The organism is Methanosarcina sp. (genome assembly GCF_049706645.1).
In the GTDB taxonomy this organism is placed as follows: Archaea; Halobacteriota; Methanosarcinia; order Methanosarcinales; family Methanosarcinaceae; genus Methanosarcina.
Genome location: NZ_JBNAKP010000017.1, coordinates 20,346 through 37,762, shown reverse-complemented (window position 1 = coordinate 37,762; position 17,417 = coordinate 20,346). Strand labels below are relative to the sequence as shown.

At 37.4% G+C, this 17,417-nt stretch carries 11 protein-coding genes; 5 read left to right on the top strand and 6 right to left on the bottom strand.

Annotated elements, in window-relative coordinates; all coding sequences use genetic code 11:
• Nucleotides 1-169 precede the first annotated feature (169 nt).
• The gene (locus ACPK8D_RS07730; protein ID WP_424717277.1) at nucleotides 170-1,192 is read left to right on the top strand and encodes a glycosyltransferase family 2 protein; all 1,023 of its coding nucleotides are present in this window, start codon (nucleotides 170-172) and stop codon (nucleotides 1,190-1,192) included.
• Between the two features lie 164 nt (nucleotides 1,193-1,356).
• On the opposite strand, the gene ACPK8D_RS07725 is transcribed toward ACPK8D_RS07730, so the two are convergent.
• From ACPK8D_RS07725 to ACPK8D_RS07700, 6 genes are all read right to left on the bottom strand, one after another.
• Nucleotides 1,357-2,913, bottom strand: coding sequence for a lipopolysaccharide biosynthesis protein (locus tag ACPK8D_RS07725; RefSeq protein ID WP_424717276.1), 1,557 nt, complete (start codon nucleotides 2,911-2,913; stop codon nucleotides 1,357-1,359).
• A 722-nt stretch (nucleotides 2,914-3,635) separates the two neighbouring features.
• Nucleotides 3,636-5,561 carry a hypothetical protein gene (locus ACPK8D_RS07720; protein ID WP_424717275.1) on the bottom strand — a complete coding sequence of 642 codons (1,926 nt, stop codon included), beginning with the start codon at nucleotides 5,559-5,561 and terminating at the stop codon, nucleotides 3,636-3,638.
• A 755-nt stretch (nucleotides 5,562-6,316) separates the two neighbouring features.
• The gene (locus tag ACPK8D_RS07715) at nucleotides 6,317-8,077 is read right to left on the bottom strand and encodes a right-handed parallel beta-helix repeat-containing protein (protein ID WP_424717274.1); all 1,761 of its coding nucleotides are present in this window, start codon (nucleotides 8,075-8,077) and stop codon (nucleotides 6,317-6,319) included.
• 290 nt (nucleotides 8,078-8,367) lie between these two features.
• Entirely contained in the window at nucleotides 8,368-9,669 is a 1,302-nt protein-coding gene (locus tag ACPK8D_RS07710; RefSeq protein WP_424717273.1) for a flippase, read from the bottom strand.
• Between the two features lie 129 nt (nucleotides 9,670-9,798).
• The gene (locus ACPK8D_RS07705) at nucleotides 9,799-10,905 is read right to left on the bottom strand and encodes a glycosyltransferase family 4 protein (protein ID WP_424717272.1); all 1,107 of its coding nucleotides are present in this window, start codon (nucleotides 10,903-10,905) and stop codon (nucleotides 9,799-9,801) included.
• 77 nt (nucleotides 10,906-10,982) lie between these two features.
• Nucleotides 10,983-12,314 (bottom strand): phenylacetate--CoA ligase family protein, encoded by a 1,332-nt coding sequence (locus tag ACPK8D_RS07700; RefSeq protein ID WP_424717271.1) that lies wholly within the window; start codon nucleotides 12,312-12,314, stop codon nucleotides 10,983-10,985.
• Between the two features lie 695 nt (nucleotides 12,315-13,009).
• Here ACPK8D_RS07700 and uppS point away from each other — a divergent pair.
• The 4 genes from uppS to ACPK8D_RS07680 all read left to right on the top strand — a co-directional run bounded on the left by uppS (nucleotide 13,010) and on the right by ACPK8D_RS07680 (nucleotide 17,019).
• Nucleotides 13,010-13,948 (top strand): polyprenyl diphosphate synthase, encoded by a 939-nt coding sequence (gene uppS, locus ACPK8D_RS07695; protein WP_424717270.1) that lies wholly within the window; start codon nucleotides 13,010-13,012, stop codon nucleotides 13,946-13,948.
• 384 nt (nucleotides 13,949-14,332) lie between these two features.
• Entirely contained in the window at nucleotides 14,333-14,611 is a 279-nt protein-coding gene (locus tag ACPK8D_RS07690) for a hypothetical protein (protein WP_424717269.1), read from the top strand.
• 21 nt (nucleotides 14,612-14,632) lie between these two features.
• On the top strand, nucleotides 14,633-16,726 hold the full coding sequence (locus tag ACPK8D_RS07685) for a thioredoxin domain-containing protein (RefSeq protein ID WP_424717308.1): 2,094 nt from the start codon (nucleotides 14,633-14,635) through the stop codon (nucleotides 16,724-16,726).
• A 62-nt stretch (nucleotides 16,727-16,788) separates the two neighbouring features.
• Nucleotides 16,789-17,019: a cytochrome b5 domain-containing protein gene (locus ACPK8D_RS07680; protein WP_424717268.1), complete on the top strand. Its 231-nt coding sequence runs from the start codon at nucleotides 16,789-16,791 to the stop codon at nucleotides 17,017-17,019.
• The last annotated feature ends 398 nt before the right edge of the window (nucleotides 17,020-17,417 follow it).

Genomic DNA, 17,417 nt, shown 5'->3' with positions numbered 1-17,417 from the left:
GAAAAATTTCGATAGATCGGTGCCTGAAGAAATCATAGTTTCTAAAGACTGTGGATACTGGTTGAACCCGTAAGTTCCAGAGATTTAGCAGAAAGTATTTCGTTAGCACCTGATGACAAACTAGACCTTGCTGAGATCCAAAATTGCACAAACATCTCTAAACGGGGTAATGTTTCCAGGAGAATTAAAATGTTTATCAGGACGTGTTAGAACGAAAATCTCTACAATAATTCCTACATATAATAGGGCAAAAGATTTAGAAGATTGCCTTGACTCTTTATTCACTCAAACGGTATTGCCTTTTGAAATTATAGTTATTGATAATGCCGACAATTTAGAAACAGAGAAATTAATTAATGGAAAATATTGTAGTAATAACAAAATCCCTGTAAAATATATTAAAAATGGAAAATTAAACAGTGCTAATATCGCACGTAACATTGGAGCAGATAATTCGGCAGGAGATCTTTTACTATTTTTAGATGATGATGTTGTTTTGGACCCAAACTTTATTGAAGAAATCATTAACGTTTTTCAACAACATCCTCAAGCAGCAGGTGTACAGGGATATATTAAGAATCGAATGACTTCTCAGTTAACAAATTTAATTCAAAAATTGTTCTTCTTGAATCACTCATTGAAAAACCATAATAAACTCCTTCCCTCAATGCAAGATGTTCATGCATACCCGTTAACCGAGGTTATTAGATGTCAATGGTTGATGGCAGGTTGTACTTGCTATAGAAAATTAATTTTCGATGATTTTAAATTCGACAATAATCTTTATAAGTATTGTTCAGGAGATGACGCAGACATATCTTACCGGATTTACAAAACATATCCTCAATCTTTATATCAAACACCTTATGCAACACTGATTCATAAAATCTCAGATAAAGGCAGACCTCATTCAAAAGAAGTAGTTACTACTGGTCAAGTTTATCATACTTATCTATTTTTCAAAAACGTTGATCAAAACTTGAGAAATAAACTGATTTTTATATGGAGCCGTATTGGGTTAATAATTAAAAAAATAGGTATCTTTGTTTTACATCCTTCTACAAATAACATTTCACAGATAAAATATCTTATTGAAGCTTATGTTTACTGTATGAATAACGTCAGTAACTTAAAAAAAGGTGACATCAAATTTTATACGGACACCTTAAGAAGCTGTGTTAAGATTAAATAATACGTGTAACCCGATTGTTTGTTAGTATCAAAACGATTTAATAATATTTTATTATCCCAGTGATTTATCCGGTAAAGAATGGGAACTACTTAAGCCCCATATTTTAGATCCCCGAACTAATCCAGATCGAAGACGACTTCTCAACTTCCTTTACGATCATTATTTTAAGATTCTCTCTTTCCCAATAATTTGGTTGATAAAATACTTCCAAAAGTTAATCTTTCCTTTTGATTAAGGCCAAAAACCCACGCAACTGCTAGATATATTGAAGTCAAAAATATCCCGGAAACAATTAAAGATACAAAGCCCGAAATATGCAGACTCTCCATCATTAGATAAGATGCTCCTGCAGTCATAAGCATTGCAAAGACTCCAGGAAAGAGGGAACTTATAAATGTAGTTTTAGAAACCCCAAGGATTTTTGTGGCATACCAGGGCGTAAAAAGAGCATTTTTAAACGTTAACGTAATAGCTCCTGCAACTGCAACACCATAGTATCCCCACCCGGTTAGGTATGGAATTAGTACTGCAAGTAAAAAATTCGCTATTCCCGTAAAAAATGTTACGATTCCGGGAATCCGTACTTTATTATATGATATATTGATTGTAAAGAGTGGTCTTACGGGTAAATTAAATACAAGATGAGAGAGCATTAAAATCATCAAAGGTGAAAGTTTCACATACTCCGGACCTACCCATAGATAGAGTAACTGGGGAGCAAAACCACATATGTAGCCTATTGGTAAAGCCATTGCTAAACCTGTCAGTTTCATGGCATTTTTGGATAAAGCTACCATCTCCTCTAACTTTCCCTTTGCATAGTATGTTATTATTACCGGAGTTAGTATGCCTACTAATGTACCTGCAGTAGAGCGCAAAAACATACTCCAGGTTAATACAAGCGAATACTCTCCGCCGGCAGCGGTGCCAAATAGTTTATTTACTACTATTAGATCTATCTGAAGGAACAGCAGTGCACCTATCTGATCGAGAATCACCCATGCACTAGTTCCTGTAATCTCTTTTACCATTGATCTACGGAAGTCTTTAACGTTTATTTTTAAATAAGGGTTGAGCTTTCTTGAAAATATTATCGTAATAATTACAGAACTTAATGCCCCGATGAAATAAGCTATTCCTATATAAACTAGATTTGGAGAATAAAGCCTGAATAATAATATAATTAGGCCTACCTGAACAAGGAGATTTACGGCGTAAACTAAGTTCTGGAGGTCAAGTCGATTGTAGGCAAAGAGAGAAACTCCAAAATTGCTACCCCATGCCCGCAGTAGAACTGAGCTCAGTACTCCGAGAAAAAGAATTCTTGCAGCATTTTCCTGGCTAGCAGGAATTTCAAAGAATAAAGGTAAATAGTATGAAATTAAGACTACAAAAGGAAGCATTAATAGTATAATTCCAAGCGTTGCAAAAAGAGCAGTATTAAATGTTACATTGGCTTTATCAAACTCCTTCTTTTGCAAATCTATAGTTAAGTGTCTGGATACAGATGTATTAAATGACTGTACGACTAGGTTCACATAACCTGTCAGAGAAGTAGCTAAAGGAACGAGCGCATAACTTGATACGCCAAGAGAATCTATGAAAAACGGTGCCAGAAATAGACCGATTAAGACATTTAATGCGAAATATAGAATGTTAGCAAACAGGTTCTTAGGTACCTGCTTGCTAAAAGCTTCCTGGTGCTCGGTTAAATTAAGCAAACTTTTTCCTCTTCATAAACCATTAACTTCTTTAATATATTTTTACCTTATCCAGTTCAAATTGTAAAAATTTTTCTGTACTCACATTCCTAATAATTGGGCACATTTTATTGATTCCTTACCTGATATTTATCGAATTTACGCAATAGATGTTTAACTTACTATCTTTTCTCGTATCTGTAATATCTAACTAAGTTTGAGTTGCATCTTGTCTTGCATAAATATGCTGTCCCTGCCACTTCATTCATTTTCTTTTTCATTTCAAGTCAGGTTATTCCTTTCTGAGCTTTGTAATTCTAGCACTAAAAAAGCTCAACAGCTCTTATAACTAAAAGCGTTATATATAGTGATAAAGAGATTGATATAATCAAGTCAATGCATTTGGACAGGAGTGTAGACATAATTTTACTTCTTTTACAGCTGTTTACCATATAAAAAATTTAAATTAACTAGTTTGCTGCAATGCAGTGGATAAGTCCCAATTCAGAATAACTACAGTTTTTATATTTTTATGGATTTTTAACAGAAAATTGCCTGCACTTTATTAGTTATTACTAGATAAGTCTCTTTATTTATTTAAACTGTTTGACACGCATCTACTATTTGTTTATAGCTGTGCCCTGACTGGACAAATATTTTCAACCCATACAAACCAGTGGAGCGTCAAAAAATGAATTCAGTCCCCTGCGAAATCGGGCTCTGTTCCAGCTATAATTTAAAATTCATACTCTTTTAGCCCCCAGGTATGCCTTTGCAACGCCACTGTCATATATCGCATGACAGTTGTTGTCGATCTCTTGTTTAATAATAAGTTCATGCCTCATTTTACTCCAGGTTAGCATTCTTTTTCCCATACGTTCCCAATCTAAATTCCCTTCCGGAGTAACTGCATACCGTGATGCTACTCTATCTCTAGATAAGTATGTTTCGAATATATTGTGGCCTGTCGTGCCATCTGTTATAATAAGATTGTCATAAGAATTATTAAGATATATACACATTTCAACTTCAGACTCAGTCGAGAATAGCTTTTGACTGAGAGATTTTCCATAAATCGGAGAATCGGTATTTGCCATAGAATTTGTTATCATAAAAAATGAAAATGTTATCAGTAATATAGAGATAAAAGTAGTTTTGCAAAGTCTGCCATTGATAATGCCGGTTATTTTGAAAACTCCAGTTCCAAAAAACAATACAAAAGTTGTGTATATAAATGCCGGCCATCGGAATGGCACAATATTTCGGATTCCCATTACAGGAAAAGTAAAAAAGATTCCGAATAATACCACAAGCATAAAGATCAGGGACACTTTAGTTCTGGTTTGATTTTCTTTTGATAAACTGTGGAGGCTTCCAACTACTCCAAAAAAAATAAAAATAAGAAACCCAAGAATATCAAGAATAGAGGAAAAAGAATCACCTGAGTTCGAAGCTGTGCTTCTTCCTAAGAACTTTGCCTCGGAAGATACTGAATTTCCCAGCCCATTAATTATTGTTTCAGCGAAGGGATATCTTGGGTCCGTCCAGTGGTAGATCAATATTAATACAGAAAGTATACAAAGAAAAATATTTGTTCTTAATTTAGCTGAGTTATTTTTAGTTGTATATATCCGTTCATATATGTGAGATCCGACATATAGTGAAATTAATGACACTAGATAGATAAATGTTGATATTGTATGAGTCCATGTGATAACGAATATAGCTACCGCTAATAATATTCCGAAAAGATTGTTTATTTTCTCATTTTGCTCAATTAAAAGATAGAAAATCATCGTGTAGATGGAGATTCCAAAAGTCATTGCAATTAATTGAACACTCCATTGAACATGGAAATCTGAAAAGCTTAAAAGTAACATAGAGAATAATGCAAGTTGAGTACTGTTTGTAATCTTTTTTACAGCCACGTATACAAAAATAGTACTAAATGCAAGTACCATTCCTACAACAGACATTGCACTTTTTGTTGTCAAGTTACCCAGGAGAATTGGAGTGGATGCATAGATATGCATCAAAGGATAATTGCTGTAATATGAATGTTTGGTCAAATAACTGGTTCCGTATATGGAAATGTCTGTTATCAGGTTGGCATGCCCCCACGGATCTACGCCAACAGGGTAGGGAGATATAAAATAAGCACTTAATCTCAAGATAAGGGATAACATCAGTATCTTAAAAAATAGAGTGTAGAGTCGGATATTTTTTTCATAGGTGTAAGATAAAATCTCCAGGCCCAGAGTACCTACAGCTATTGATATACTGACAAAGAATATTACAGGGCGGGAGTATGGGTCTGCCTGATAATAACTTATCAATGCTACTAAAATGCAAATCCAGTAAATAATTTGAATAATTTTTAGTGCCCGGCTACTAAGGTTAAGGTTCAGGTCTATATCCTCTGCCAGTAATTTATTTCTGAATTTCAAGTACACCAGGGATGCAATTGTAAGGAGAGGTCCCAGTGAGATAAGATAATTATTACTGTATATCAAGTTCAAAAAGGATATTAATAATCCGAGAATCATCCCAAGAATTGAAAATGCCCCATCAATAGTGAAAATGTTAGAACGTTTGATTTTTACAGCAAGTAGCACCGAAACGACCAAAGTTAGTAATATGATTATAGGTGCTATTTCTTTAAATAACATCAAATGCTCCCCTTAAATAGTCCATTATTAACAGGCTAATATTTTTCCATACAACTTGCATACTCGCATCTGCTTTAATTCTCCAGTTATGTACTCCGTATATAATTCAGACCTGTAAGACGGGTACATGTGAACAAAGTACTTTATACAGAATATCAACTGACTTATCAGGCACTACCCCACTTATATTTCTAGTGGACTTAAATAAATGAAAAAGTCCCTTGCAATAAATTATTTTATACACTAAATGTGTCACTTTATTAATAAATTTGCCCATTGAGCTTTTTTTAATTATGCGTTGAGCTTCTTTCAGAACGATCTGCAATTCCTTTAAGCCGATATCCATTATCAGGGAATCAAGATAACTATAACCAGGTCGGATAACTGCTTTTGATTAAAAACATTAACAAGACCCGAAAGAACAGTAGCTGGTTCAATTTACAACTAATGCACAGGTACGAGAGTAACAGCACAATAAGAGAATCAAAGCTTTATTTCAGAAAGTAGAAGAAATAGAAAGAAGAGACAAAAGAGAAAGACTTAAAAATTTAGCAAAAATCCTGTGAAAAGATCAAAAGTAGGGAAGTTCTTCTCAAGATAGAATCAGATTTATAGTTCTTCCTGACAAACAGACTAAAGAGAAGAAAGGAAAGGGACTCAGGACAAATGCACCCTCAAACCAGTAAGGAACGTTTTGTCAGGATCAGGTCCTGTCCCACCAACGGCAACATCTCAGAGAAATAAGGAAGAAGTAATTAACTGCTTCCGATCCCATTGTTTTCCTCGGTTGAGTTAGTCCCCTGAATGAAAACAACACCTGAATTCATACTTTCTATCCGATTACCATAGATGGAGTTATAATCACATTCTGCATCTTCGCATATTCCGTACTTTGTTTGACCATAGCTGTCGGATATTTTATTATCATAAATAATTGCATGTTTTACGTTATAGAGATCAATAGCGCTATAACCTGTCTCTTCTCTGCTTGCATTGCTTATTGTGTTGTTATAAATATTTAAAACAGTATCAGCTGTATCAATCAAGACTCCTGATCTCTGTGTGTTTTCAATAGTGTTGTCTGAGATACTGATGTTTGCTATGTTACCTCCGGTAATGAATATCCCTGATTTTCCAGAAGTTATTGAATTGCTATTGATAGTAACTCTTTCAATACTCATGTTAAAAAGTAAAATTACATCAGCCGTCTTCGTACTTACAATATTATTATTTGAGACGATTAATTCACTTAGATTTCCATTGTCAACATCAATTAGAGAAGCACATTCTACATAATTTCCAGTTATTTTTCTCTTAGTATCAGCAACCTGGCCCCTTTTAGCAATAGCACTTTCACCATAGGCTTCATAAATTTTGTTGTTTGCAAATAAGGAGTATGCAGTGCCATCATTGAATGCACACTTGGAGCCGCAGTATATTTCGTTATTTGTAACTTCGTAATTTATCGTTGATGCATGGGAGTCTATAACAGCGCTGATACCATTACGTAAAGTATTGTTTGATATGTAGACATTCATATTTTCCCCATAGTCATCTGAACCGCCAGAAGTTATACAATGTCTGCATATCTGTATATTGTTATCCTGAACATTTATATCCGTACAGGCATTAGCAATCGAAACACCATACCCATAACCTGGCAAATTGGAATTTAAAATTAGATTGTCAGTGATGTCAACACCGTAACACGTATTAAGAGATATTGCAGCCAGCCCATTGTTATCAAAATAGCAATTTGATACTTTTGAGTTTTTACAAAAATCTAACTTTGCAGCTCTCACTCCTTCCTGTGAACCCGTACCCAGAAAAGTACAACCATCAATTACTACATTTATTGGCCTATAAATTCGTGCCTCTGAGTTAAATTTAGTAGTATAATCCCTCAGCAGGTTAGAATTTAGTTTCACATGGTTTTCTGATATATCTTTGACTGTGTATGTCTCTCCGGTTTTTAGAGTTGGGTAAACCTTTGGACACCATAACTTGTCATTATAAATTGTGATTAAGTCTCCTTCAATTACACCTGAAGTATCATTCAAGCTTATCACATTATTTCCTTCACTTGCATCATGCAAAACCGGGGTAATTTTAATTAATTCACCGCTAAAAGTAAATCCAGGCTTATGACTTCCTGTGTTAATATTGAACTTTGTATCGTCTCCCTGTATTATGAGATTCTTACCAGTTGAGGTTATAGGCATTGATATGCTATATTCGCTATCATCAAAATAGATTGTACCCTCATCAGTAATTGAATCAAATGCTTTTTGAATAACGGAGGCGTCATCAAGATTGGATATCCCTGATGCTATTGTTTTCCCATTATAGTCTTCTGCGACAATATTTCCGGACTGCTTTGAGATACTGACATCATACTCTATTTTGTGCGGCGAGAAAGATAAATTACCTGTGGGTACGAAATTATAAAGGATTGCAATGTATGAGAGCAGCCCTACAAACAACAGTAATAGCAGGATCTTTATTGCGTTTCTCAATGGGCGTTCCCCCTATGAACAGTTACAGTAGCGTTTATGTTTCAATGCATGATGGGCTCTGGTGTGAATCAGCATTTACTTGATAAAGGAGCTTGATGGTTTCATAACTTTTATGTGTTCAAAATATTTTTTGAAAGATGTTAATGAACCTGACTGGAAATTCCGGATTTGCATGTTATTAACCGATCCTGGATAGTCTTTTAATTCAAATATTCAATATAGTTGATTAAATTCCACTGTTTAATAATACTAAGTTATTATAGTTGATTAAATTTCACTATTTAATAATATTATTTTATAGCATTAAAAAAATTAATTGATTTGATTTGTTTTTCCTGTGTATACAGCTTTGTACAGGATAGCTTAACTAAGGTGGTAAAAGTCATAGATAGGGATGTGGCGCTTGCAGCTCCAATGAGTCCGAATTGCGGTATCAGTAAGACATTTAATAGTAAGTTCAACCCAGCGCATATCATATCGATCTTGAACAGAATATGAACTTTACCGACACTGGAAAGGCAGCCCCCTATAGATGCATACACTGAATGTATGAAATACCCAACTAATAATATCAGCATTGGTAAATAAGCAGGCAGAAACTCTTCTGTAAATAAAAAGGTGATTAGAAATTTGCCGAAAATTGCAAGCAGGAGTGAGATGCATAATATGACTGCCGATATCTTGAACATGGTATTTTTGACAAGGTTTTGGATGTTGTGAAAATCTCCTTTTCTGTAATAGGCTGCAATTGTGGGTGTTGTTACTGCCTGCACTGCTTGCGGCAATAAAGTGACTCCTTGCAGAAAGAGGGTCGCAACCGCATAGTACCCTACTTCAGTCTCGTTCATAAAATAGCCTATCACCAGGCTGCCTATCTGTGTATTGACCATCCCGATAGAGTTTGCAAGAACAATATAAAATCCAAACCTTGAAATCTCTTTAAAAACCTTTTTCATAGTTTTTGATGGTAGTATGAAAAAGTTCCTGGTGAATGTAAGAGAGAGCAGACCTACCGTTATTGTTGGAATAACAAATCCAAGTACAGCTCCCATCACATCCATTTTCAGGAGCCGTACCAGAGCAAAAGATACTATCATGACCAGTATGTTCTGAGCAGTGTTAACGACAGCATACCATTTCATTTCCCTCAAGCCATTCAGAGCCCCAATGACAGCTTTTTGCATGGCGATGAACGGGAAACATAACGCTGTGACCCATAAGAGGTTTGTCATCTCAGGATTGTGGAAAAGCTGGATCGAGATAACACTGGAAAACAGGTACAGGAGCAGCCCCAGTATAGACCCGCTTAGAACGGACCCAAGAATACCAGATGAGATGAGTTCTTTTAACCTGGGAAGATTGTCATAATACTCGGCTACATAGTTTGTCAGAGCTGCACTGATTCCGAATGTTCCGAACTGCATACCAAAAAGATAAATTGTGAAAACCAGAGTGTACAGGCCAAGTCCTGAGGGTCCCAGCTCCTTACCCAGCACGATTCGAAGTAGCAGGTGTGCAAGGGAGGACGTAGCAAGACTGAGGAGTGACCATTGAATATTTTGTGTATGTTTACTGGATTTCAAATTGAACATGGTTATGCCCTTGAAACGTGAAGACAAAAATTTAAACAGTTCGTTTACCAAAATAACAAATAAGTCATATAAATAATTTACATTATTGAAGATTATACAGAGCCACGATTTTATAGAAATTACATACATTTAATGAATATTGATAGAGCAGATTCTAGAATAAGTCTTCATTATTTCTTTAGAGACAGAATTCCAGGTAAACTTAATAGAATAGTCTTTAATTCTTTTAGTATCCCAGGAAACATCCAACGCAGACAAAATATTCGCTGCCAACTGGTTAGAATTACCGGGTTCGCATAATAATCCGTACTCTTCAGATGTTACAATTTCTTCACTTCCCCCATTATAAGTTGCAATAACCGGTTTCCCACAACCCATTGCTTCTATCTGAACAACCCCGAAACTTTCTCTTAAACTCGGTAAGACAAACAGATCGCAAGCATTCATCCACAAAGGGATTTCAGCATACGGCTTACTACCAACGAGCTTTATATAATCCCCCAAACCTGCAGAGCTAATTTGCTTTTTTAACCTGCTCTCTAACTTTCCCCCTCCTACTATGAGACACAGCACATCTTTTCTCTTCTCTACAACTTTATTCATAGCTTCTATGAGATACTTGTGTCCTTTTACTTCACCGTATAAATTTCCGACATTCAGTATTATTTTTTTGTCCAGAGGCAATCCTAACTGTTTTCTGCAGCTTTTTGAATCGGATTCCAGAAAAGCTTCATCATTGTAAGCATTTGGAATATAGTGCACTTTATCCAGAGGAATTCCAACACTTTTGAATAGTGAAATATCACCTTTCTTAACACGAATTATTGCATCACATGAACTCCAGGATTGAACATATTGAGATTCTTTTTTTTCTATAGCTTTAATGAATGTTCGGGAAGCATGTTCGGTAATCACCACAGGAACATTATATTTTTCCTTTAGCCTGACGGCGACTGCTCCTGCACGCCATGTAAAGTGAGCATGAATTAAATCAAATCGTAAACCTTCATCTTCAATTAATTTTCTTATGGCTTTTTCTTCGAAATATATCCAGATATCGCGACCATATTTATAAAACAAGGGGCAGTTAAGGTATTTAGGAAAATAGACATGAACATTATCGAATGTATAATTCTCGTGATGGGTCTTCCTCAAAAGCTCCATTCCGACGGCCACTGGAGATACTACGTATATATTCTCAAAATATTCTTTAAGATATTTTACCTGTTCTTTCACGAAATTTCCTCCAACAAATGTTCCATCCTTATTTGGAAAATTGTTGGAGATAATCAGTAAATTTCTAAATTTCATAATTATAACTCACTTTTTACAAACTTGTATTTTCCAGCATAACCAGTCCTTTCAATTTTATCAACGTACTTGAATTCTACCTCCCACCCATCGGACTTCCTTTTAACTATTTCCCTGATAGTATCCAGCTGATTCTCATCAAAATCTGTTTCAAGTACCATGTTTATAGTTATATTTTCCAATTTCTTTTGTATGACCTGAAATTCCGTAACTCCGTTAATTTTCTTAAAAATGTATACAAAAAACTCCCCATGCACAAACTTCCCTTCCGGAGTTTGCAACATTTCTTGCTGCCTTCCAATGACTTCCTTTAACAGCTTGGAACTGCGTCCACACCCACAGGTATCATTGATAATATGTCCGATATCTCCTGTATCATATCTGATGAAAGGCATTGCGTAATTATGAAGGCTGGTTGCAAGTATTCCTCCAACTCCAGTCTCCATTTGTAAATTACTATTGTCCACCACTTCCATGATACTTCTTTCAGTGTCAATATGCAGACCGTTATGCTCTGAACACTCGAAAGCACTAATACCGCCATCATTCATTCCATAGGTATCATAGACTTCAGGCCCAAAGACATCTTCAATATTTTTCCTCATATGTGGCATCAGTTTTTCGGCAGTAGTAAAAATTGCCCTGGGAGCATTGATCTCAACTTTTTCCTGATCAACGAAACTTGAAAAGAAATTAATGGAAGAAGCATATCCTCTTATGAATCTAGGTTTGAAAGAGTTAATCACCTTTGCATATCGCCGCATATCCTCAGTACTCATATCAAAGGAAGATAGCTTCCGAATATTCCTTGACATCTCATGAGCTCCAGTGATTATAAAAGAATCAATTCCCACATCCAGAGAGGCACCTCCCAGTAATACCATCCTATCTCCAAGTCCATAATCTGCGTATCCCCATCCGCGATATAGCATGGCTCCAGCGAGGAAACGATCATACCTCAACAGTCGGAATCGGAAGGGTGCGCCCGTGGATCCACCTGTTGGAAATACAGAGTATTTCATTGAATCCAGATTAACTGGTTTAAAATCTTCCCAATTTTTTTTAATAATATCTTTGGTCAGGATGGGAAGCTTTTCAAGATCTTCAACTTTCTTTATGTCCGAGGGTTCAAGTTTTAATTGCTTGAACAATTTATGATAGTAAGGAACTGTCTCATATGCAAAGTTGATCATGTTTCTAAGCTGTTTTTCTTGAAGCTCTTTTTGATCATAGTAAGGTTTCCATTGGGATTGGCGCAGGCTCTGATATACAGGATAAAATTTTCTATCTCCAATTTGATGTGCAAGAATGAACAAACTCCTATTCAAACTCATGGTATTCCCCCCTTTAGCCGCATAATTTCCACAAATTCACTATAAACGAGGTGAATCAAGTTTTCTTTAGCAGTTATTATATTTTTTCCAAGTCGCCCCTGACATTCGGACTCCGGATCGGTTTATTAAATTATAGTGCATCAACACAAAACGTGCGGGAAACTTATCGCCTGCAGTCACATACTCATCCATCGTGATAAATGTGCATATTCTGATACTGGAAGGCATTCTTGAATAAATTTACCAATAATGAAATCGAGGTTGTTAAGTATTAACACTGATTAATCCCATTACCCAACTAATAGATAGATTATCTGATTAATAAACTTTTTGCATATTTTTACACAGCCAAAATGAGAATTTTTATGCCAGATTTCAGCTATTAGCCTTTAGAGATTTCTCTTAAAGTAAAGAATCCTGTACTCTCCTTTCAAATTTTAATCAAGCCCTTTGAATAACTCTCTATAATACATAGGTCTATCGCTACCGCACCAATGTAAAATATGTCAAAAGAATATCTGCAACTGGATAGGATATACATAAATAATTTTTCAGATAAAGAGTGTTTTTAAGCAAAAGAGATATAAATATCTTGAACAAGAGAAGGTATTACGTTCCATAAGGAGAGAAATCTAAGCGGGTATTTCTCAGATCTGAATATCTCAGGAGGAAAGCGCATAAAGAATTTAGAAAAGATGCCCTGGAACTGGGGAATCTTCCGAGCGGGACTTCGTTTTTTGAAAACCCGCATCTTCAGCATGTTTTATCTTGAGTATGAGAGAAGACTCGAGATAGAGATTCTGAATTCAGAAATTCCGCATCATATAGCCGTGATCATGGATGGGAACCGCAGGTACGCGGGGCAGCTGGGGAAAGCTCGAAGTTTCGGACATGCAATGGGAGCAGAAGTTACCGAAAAGGTGATTGAGTGGTGCTATGAGATCGGGGTAAAACAGCTTACTCTTTATGCATTTTCTACGGAAAATTTTCAGCGCTCGGAAGAGGAAGTTGACGGTCTCTTTAATCTTATCAACGAAAAGTTCCTGAAAATCTACTCTGATCCGAGGACGCACGAAAAAGAGATGCAGGTCCGCATCATAGGAGACAGGTCAAAATTACCTGCTTTTCTTAAAGAGTCAATTGAGAAGATAGAAAAATCTACGGAAAACTACAGGAAATTTCACCTGAACGTTGCCATTGCTTATGGAGGCAGGCAAGATATAATTCAGGCAGTCCGTGATATTGCAGGCTGTGTTTCCAGCGGAAAACTTTTCCTTGAAGAAGTAGATGAGAATCTCATTTCAAAACATCTCTACCCTGCCCCGGGAGTTTCTGTTCCGAACGTTGATCTTGTCATCCGCACCGGGGGCGATGAAAGGGTTTCAAATTTCCTTCCCTGGCAGGCTAATGGAAGTGAATGTGCAACTTACTTCTGTGCTCCTTTCTGGCCAGAATTCCGAAAAATCGACCTTCTTCGTTCTATCAGAGTATATCAGGCCAGAAAAGCCGAAAAAAAGCAGGAACAATCATATCGAGTTTCAAAAGTTGTGAATTTCCTGGAAATAGGAAACCATGGGGAAAAACTCGAAGAGATTGGACAGCTTCAGCCAGTAAAAAAGCAAGGGATTTCCTGAGATATTCTGCAAATTATACTATATTGAAAGCAATATTAAATAGTGCCGTGTCTAAGATAAATTAGTTTTTCTAATGGAGTGCGGGAACCATAACTTGAAAAGAAAATGCATGTTTAGGAAGTCTCCTGCTCATATCGCTTCTAAAACAGCCGGTCTAACTTTTCAATATATTAGAAAAACAATCTCCCAGAATACCGATATATTGATATTCAGGGGACGAATATTTAAAGTGGGGAAATTTGGCTGTACCTAATTTTTCAGTTTACAGGCTTACAAGAAGCTTGAGAAAGATTATCATTATATGGGGATAAGCTAATTTGCTCCAGAGCTGGTCATTCTTTTAGAATGAAATCTTTGGAGATCAGTTAGACCAGAGGAGTTAGAATGGACAGTATTAGCGAGTTAAATCCGCGTCCCTGCAGGGCCTACTTTCAGAGGGATGGGGAATCGGAAGGCATCACACCTGTGATATTGGTGCAAGACCATTTTCAGTGTCGTTTAAAATTACTTGAAATTAAAAGCGTGAAAGACAGAGAAATTTCATCTGCATGTCCTTCAGGCGTGCAGGCAATGATAGCTGCCAGGGTACTGGCCAGGGTAGGTATAGGGAAAGCCAGAGCCCTTAAAGATAGAATGCTTGCCTGGCAAGAAAAAGGAACCTGAAGAAAAGCCGGAGGGATTTTACTGGGAAAAGAATACGGAAAACCTAACCGCCTGATAAATGAAAAGAGCCCCTATCTCCTCCAGCACGCCTATAATCCTGTGGACTGGTATCCCTGGGGAGAAGAGGCTTTTGACAAAGCCAGAAAAGAAAATAAACCTATTTTTCTGTCAATAGGTTACTCCACCTGCCACTGGTGTCATGTAATGGCACATGAGTCTTTTGAGAATGAAGAGGTAGCAAGACTCATGAACAGGGCTTTTGTTTGCATAAAAGTAGACCGGGAAGAACGGCCGGATATTGATAATATTTACATGACAGTCTGCCAGATTATCCTTGGAAGAGGTGGCTGGCCGCTTAATATTATCATGACTCCGAATATGAAACCTTTTTTTGCAGGAACCTATATCCCCAAAAAATCCCGCTTTAGCCAGACAGGTATGCTCGAACTCGTGCCCAGAATAGAGGAGATCTGGAACAGGCAGCATGAAGAGGTGCTTGATTCGGCTGAAAAGATTACATCTACGATCCAGAATATGATCTCAGAGTCAGCAGGAGAGGGTATAGGGGAATCAATAATAGAGGAGGCTTATGAAGAGCTGTTGAGTTCTTTTGACAACGAATATGGCGGTTTTGAAAGGGCCCCCAAATTCCCTACTCCGCACAAAATCTTCTTTTTGCTCCGCTACTGGAGACGCAGCGGGAATCCTGAAGCTCTTCATATGGTCGAATACACTCTGGAAAATATGTACAGAGGAGGAATTCACGATCACCTGGGTTCGGGTTTCCACCGTTACTCTACAGACAATATGTGGATTGTCCCCCATTTTGAAAAGATGCTGTACGACCAGGCCCTTATTGCAACTGCATATACAGAAGCCTATCAGGTTACCGGAAAGAGCCTGTATAAAGAAGCAGCAGAGGGAGTTTTTGATTATGTGTTAAGAGATCTGACATCTCCGCAGGGTGGGTTTTACTGTGGGGAAGATGCAGATGTCGAAGGGGAGGAAGGAAAGTACTATCTCTGGACTTTAGAAGAAATCAAGAGTGTTCTTAGCCCTGAAGAGTCCAAACTGATTACGAAAGTCTTCAATCTCAACGAAGGAGGTAACTTTGAAGAGGAAATAAGGGGTAAAAAAACCGGAACCAATATTCTTCATTTATCCCGTTCTGTGGAAACCCTTGCTGCCGAACTGGGAGTTCCCGCTGGCGAAGTTGATAGCCAGGTAAAACTGGCTAAAGGAAAACTCCTGGCAGCCCGGAACGAACGTAAAAGACCTGCAAAAGACGACAAAGTTCTGACCGATTGGAATGGGCTTATGATTACAGCTTTTGCAAAAGGTTTCCAGACCTTTGGAGAAGAGAAATATCTGAAAGCTGCCGCAAGAGCTGCAGACTTCATTCTCAAAAGACTTTACAATCCCGATAAACGACTGCTTCACCGATATAGAGAAGGAGAAGCCGGGATTTCAGGGACTGCCGATGACTACGCCTTCCTGATTAACGGACTCCTCGAGCTTTACGAGGCAGGATTTGAACTGCGCTATCTTAAAGCAGCCCTTTGCCTTAATAAGGAGTTTCTTGAGCATTTCTGGGATCCCGTTCAGGGTGGGCTCTTCTTTACTGCTGACGTCAGCGAATCGCTTATTTTCAGGAAAAAAGAGTTTACGGACGCAGCTATACCATCCGGGAATTCTATTGAGATGCTAAATCTTCTTCGACTTGCAAGAATGACTGCAGATCCCGAACTGGAAGATAGAGCTCAAGGGCTGGAACGCGCATTTTCAAAACTCATCAGGAAAATACCATCAGGGTATACCCAGTTTTTATCAGCGCTTGACTTCGGTTTGGGTCCGACATATCAGGTCGTAATTGCCGGAAAGCGCGACTCTCCGGATACAGGACACATGCTCGAAGAACTCTGGGCTTATTTCATCCCTAATAAAGTGCTGGTTTTTAGGCCCGGAGGAAAGGATCCTGAAATCACAAATCTGGCAACATATACGAAAGAGCAGGTTCCTATAGAGGGAAAAGCTACTGCATACGTCTGCCAGAATTATGAATGCCAGCTTCCAACTACTGAGGTCGATGAGATGTTAAGAATGTTAAATGTATGACTGCAGTTCAAATGAAGGCTGCGGTCAGGTGAATTAATAAAATTGGAATGGAGATATGGAAAATGAAAGAATACACAATCGAAGAACTTGCAGAGTACAATGGCAAAAATGGCAAGATGTATATTGCCTATGAAGGACAGGTCTATGATGTATCAGACAGTTATCTATGGGAGGGTGGTGCCCACCAGGGACTTCATGATTCAGGAAAGGACCTTACTGAAGAAATGGACGAGGCGCCTCATGGGCCTGAGATATTTAAAGATATCCCTGTTATCGGAACTTTGAAAGAATGAATTGGTTTCGACTGCCACAAATATATCAGAATATGAAAACCTGTTGTCGTGATTATTTGCCGACATTATGTAGAACTGCATGTTACGAAGTTCGGTCTGAGGTTTTTCTTGCCTCATCGTCTTATTTTCAGGAAGTTGAGTTCACTTTCTGACAAGTGATCACGACAGAGAAACCGAAAAAGTTTAAAAGGCCATCTTTAAAAACGCTCCTTTTTATTATTTACCAAACTGTAGGAAAGCCAGTGGAAAAATGGCAGGCCAGTAGGAAAATCAAGGTTAGACTTCCAGGCTTGAGAAATCAAAAGGCAAAAGGCCTGAGTAAAATCAGTAATAGTTTTCTCAAACAATTCTCTCAGGGCTGCATTAAGTATAATTGATATAAATTCATTCTTTTCTCC

What these genes read in the sequence shown, in the direction of transcription:
- ACPK8D_RS07730 (WP_424717277.1), top strand. Translation starts at nt 170, where the DNA reads ATGTTTCCAGGAGAATTAAAATGTTTATCAGGACGTGTTAGAACGAAA.
- ACPK8D_RS07720 (WP_424717275.1), bottom strand. Translation starts at nt 5,561, where the DNA reads ATGTTATTTAAAGAAATAGCACCTATAATCATATTACTAACTTTGGTC.
- ACPK8D_RS07710 (WP_424717273.1), bottom strand. Translation starts at nt 9,669, where the DNA reads ATGTTCAATTTGAAATCCAGTAAACATACACAAAATATTCAATGGTCA.
- ACPK8D_RS07700 (WP_424717271.1), bottom strand. Translation starts at nt 12,314, where the DNA reads ATGAGTTTGAATAGGAGTTTGTTCATTCTTGCACATCAAATTGGAGAT.
- uppS (WP_424717270.1), top strand. Translation starts at nt 13,010, where the DNA reads ATGCCCTGGAACTGGGGAATCTTCCGAGCGGGACTTCGTTTTTTGAAA.
- ACPK8D_RS07690 (WP_424717269.1), top strand. Translation starts at nt 14,333, where the DNA reads ATGGACAGTATTAGCGAGTTAAATCCGCGTCCCTGCAGGGCCTACTTT.
- ACPK8D_RS07680 (WP_424717268.1), top strand. Translation starts at nt 16,789, where the DNA reads ATGAAAGAATACACAATCGAAGAACTTGCAGAGTACAATGGCAAAAAT.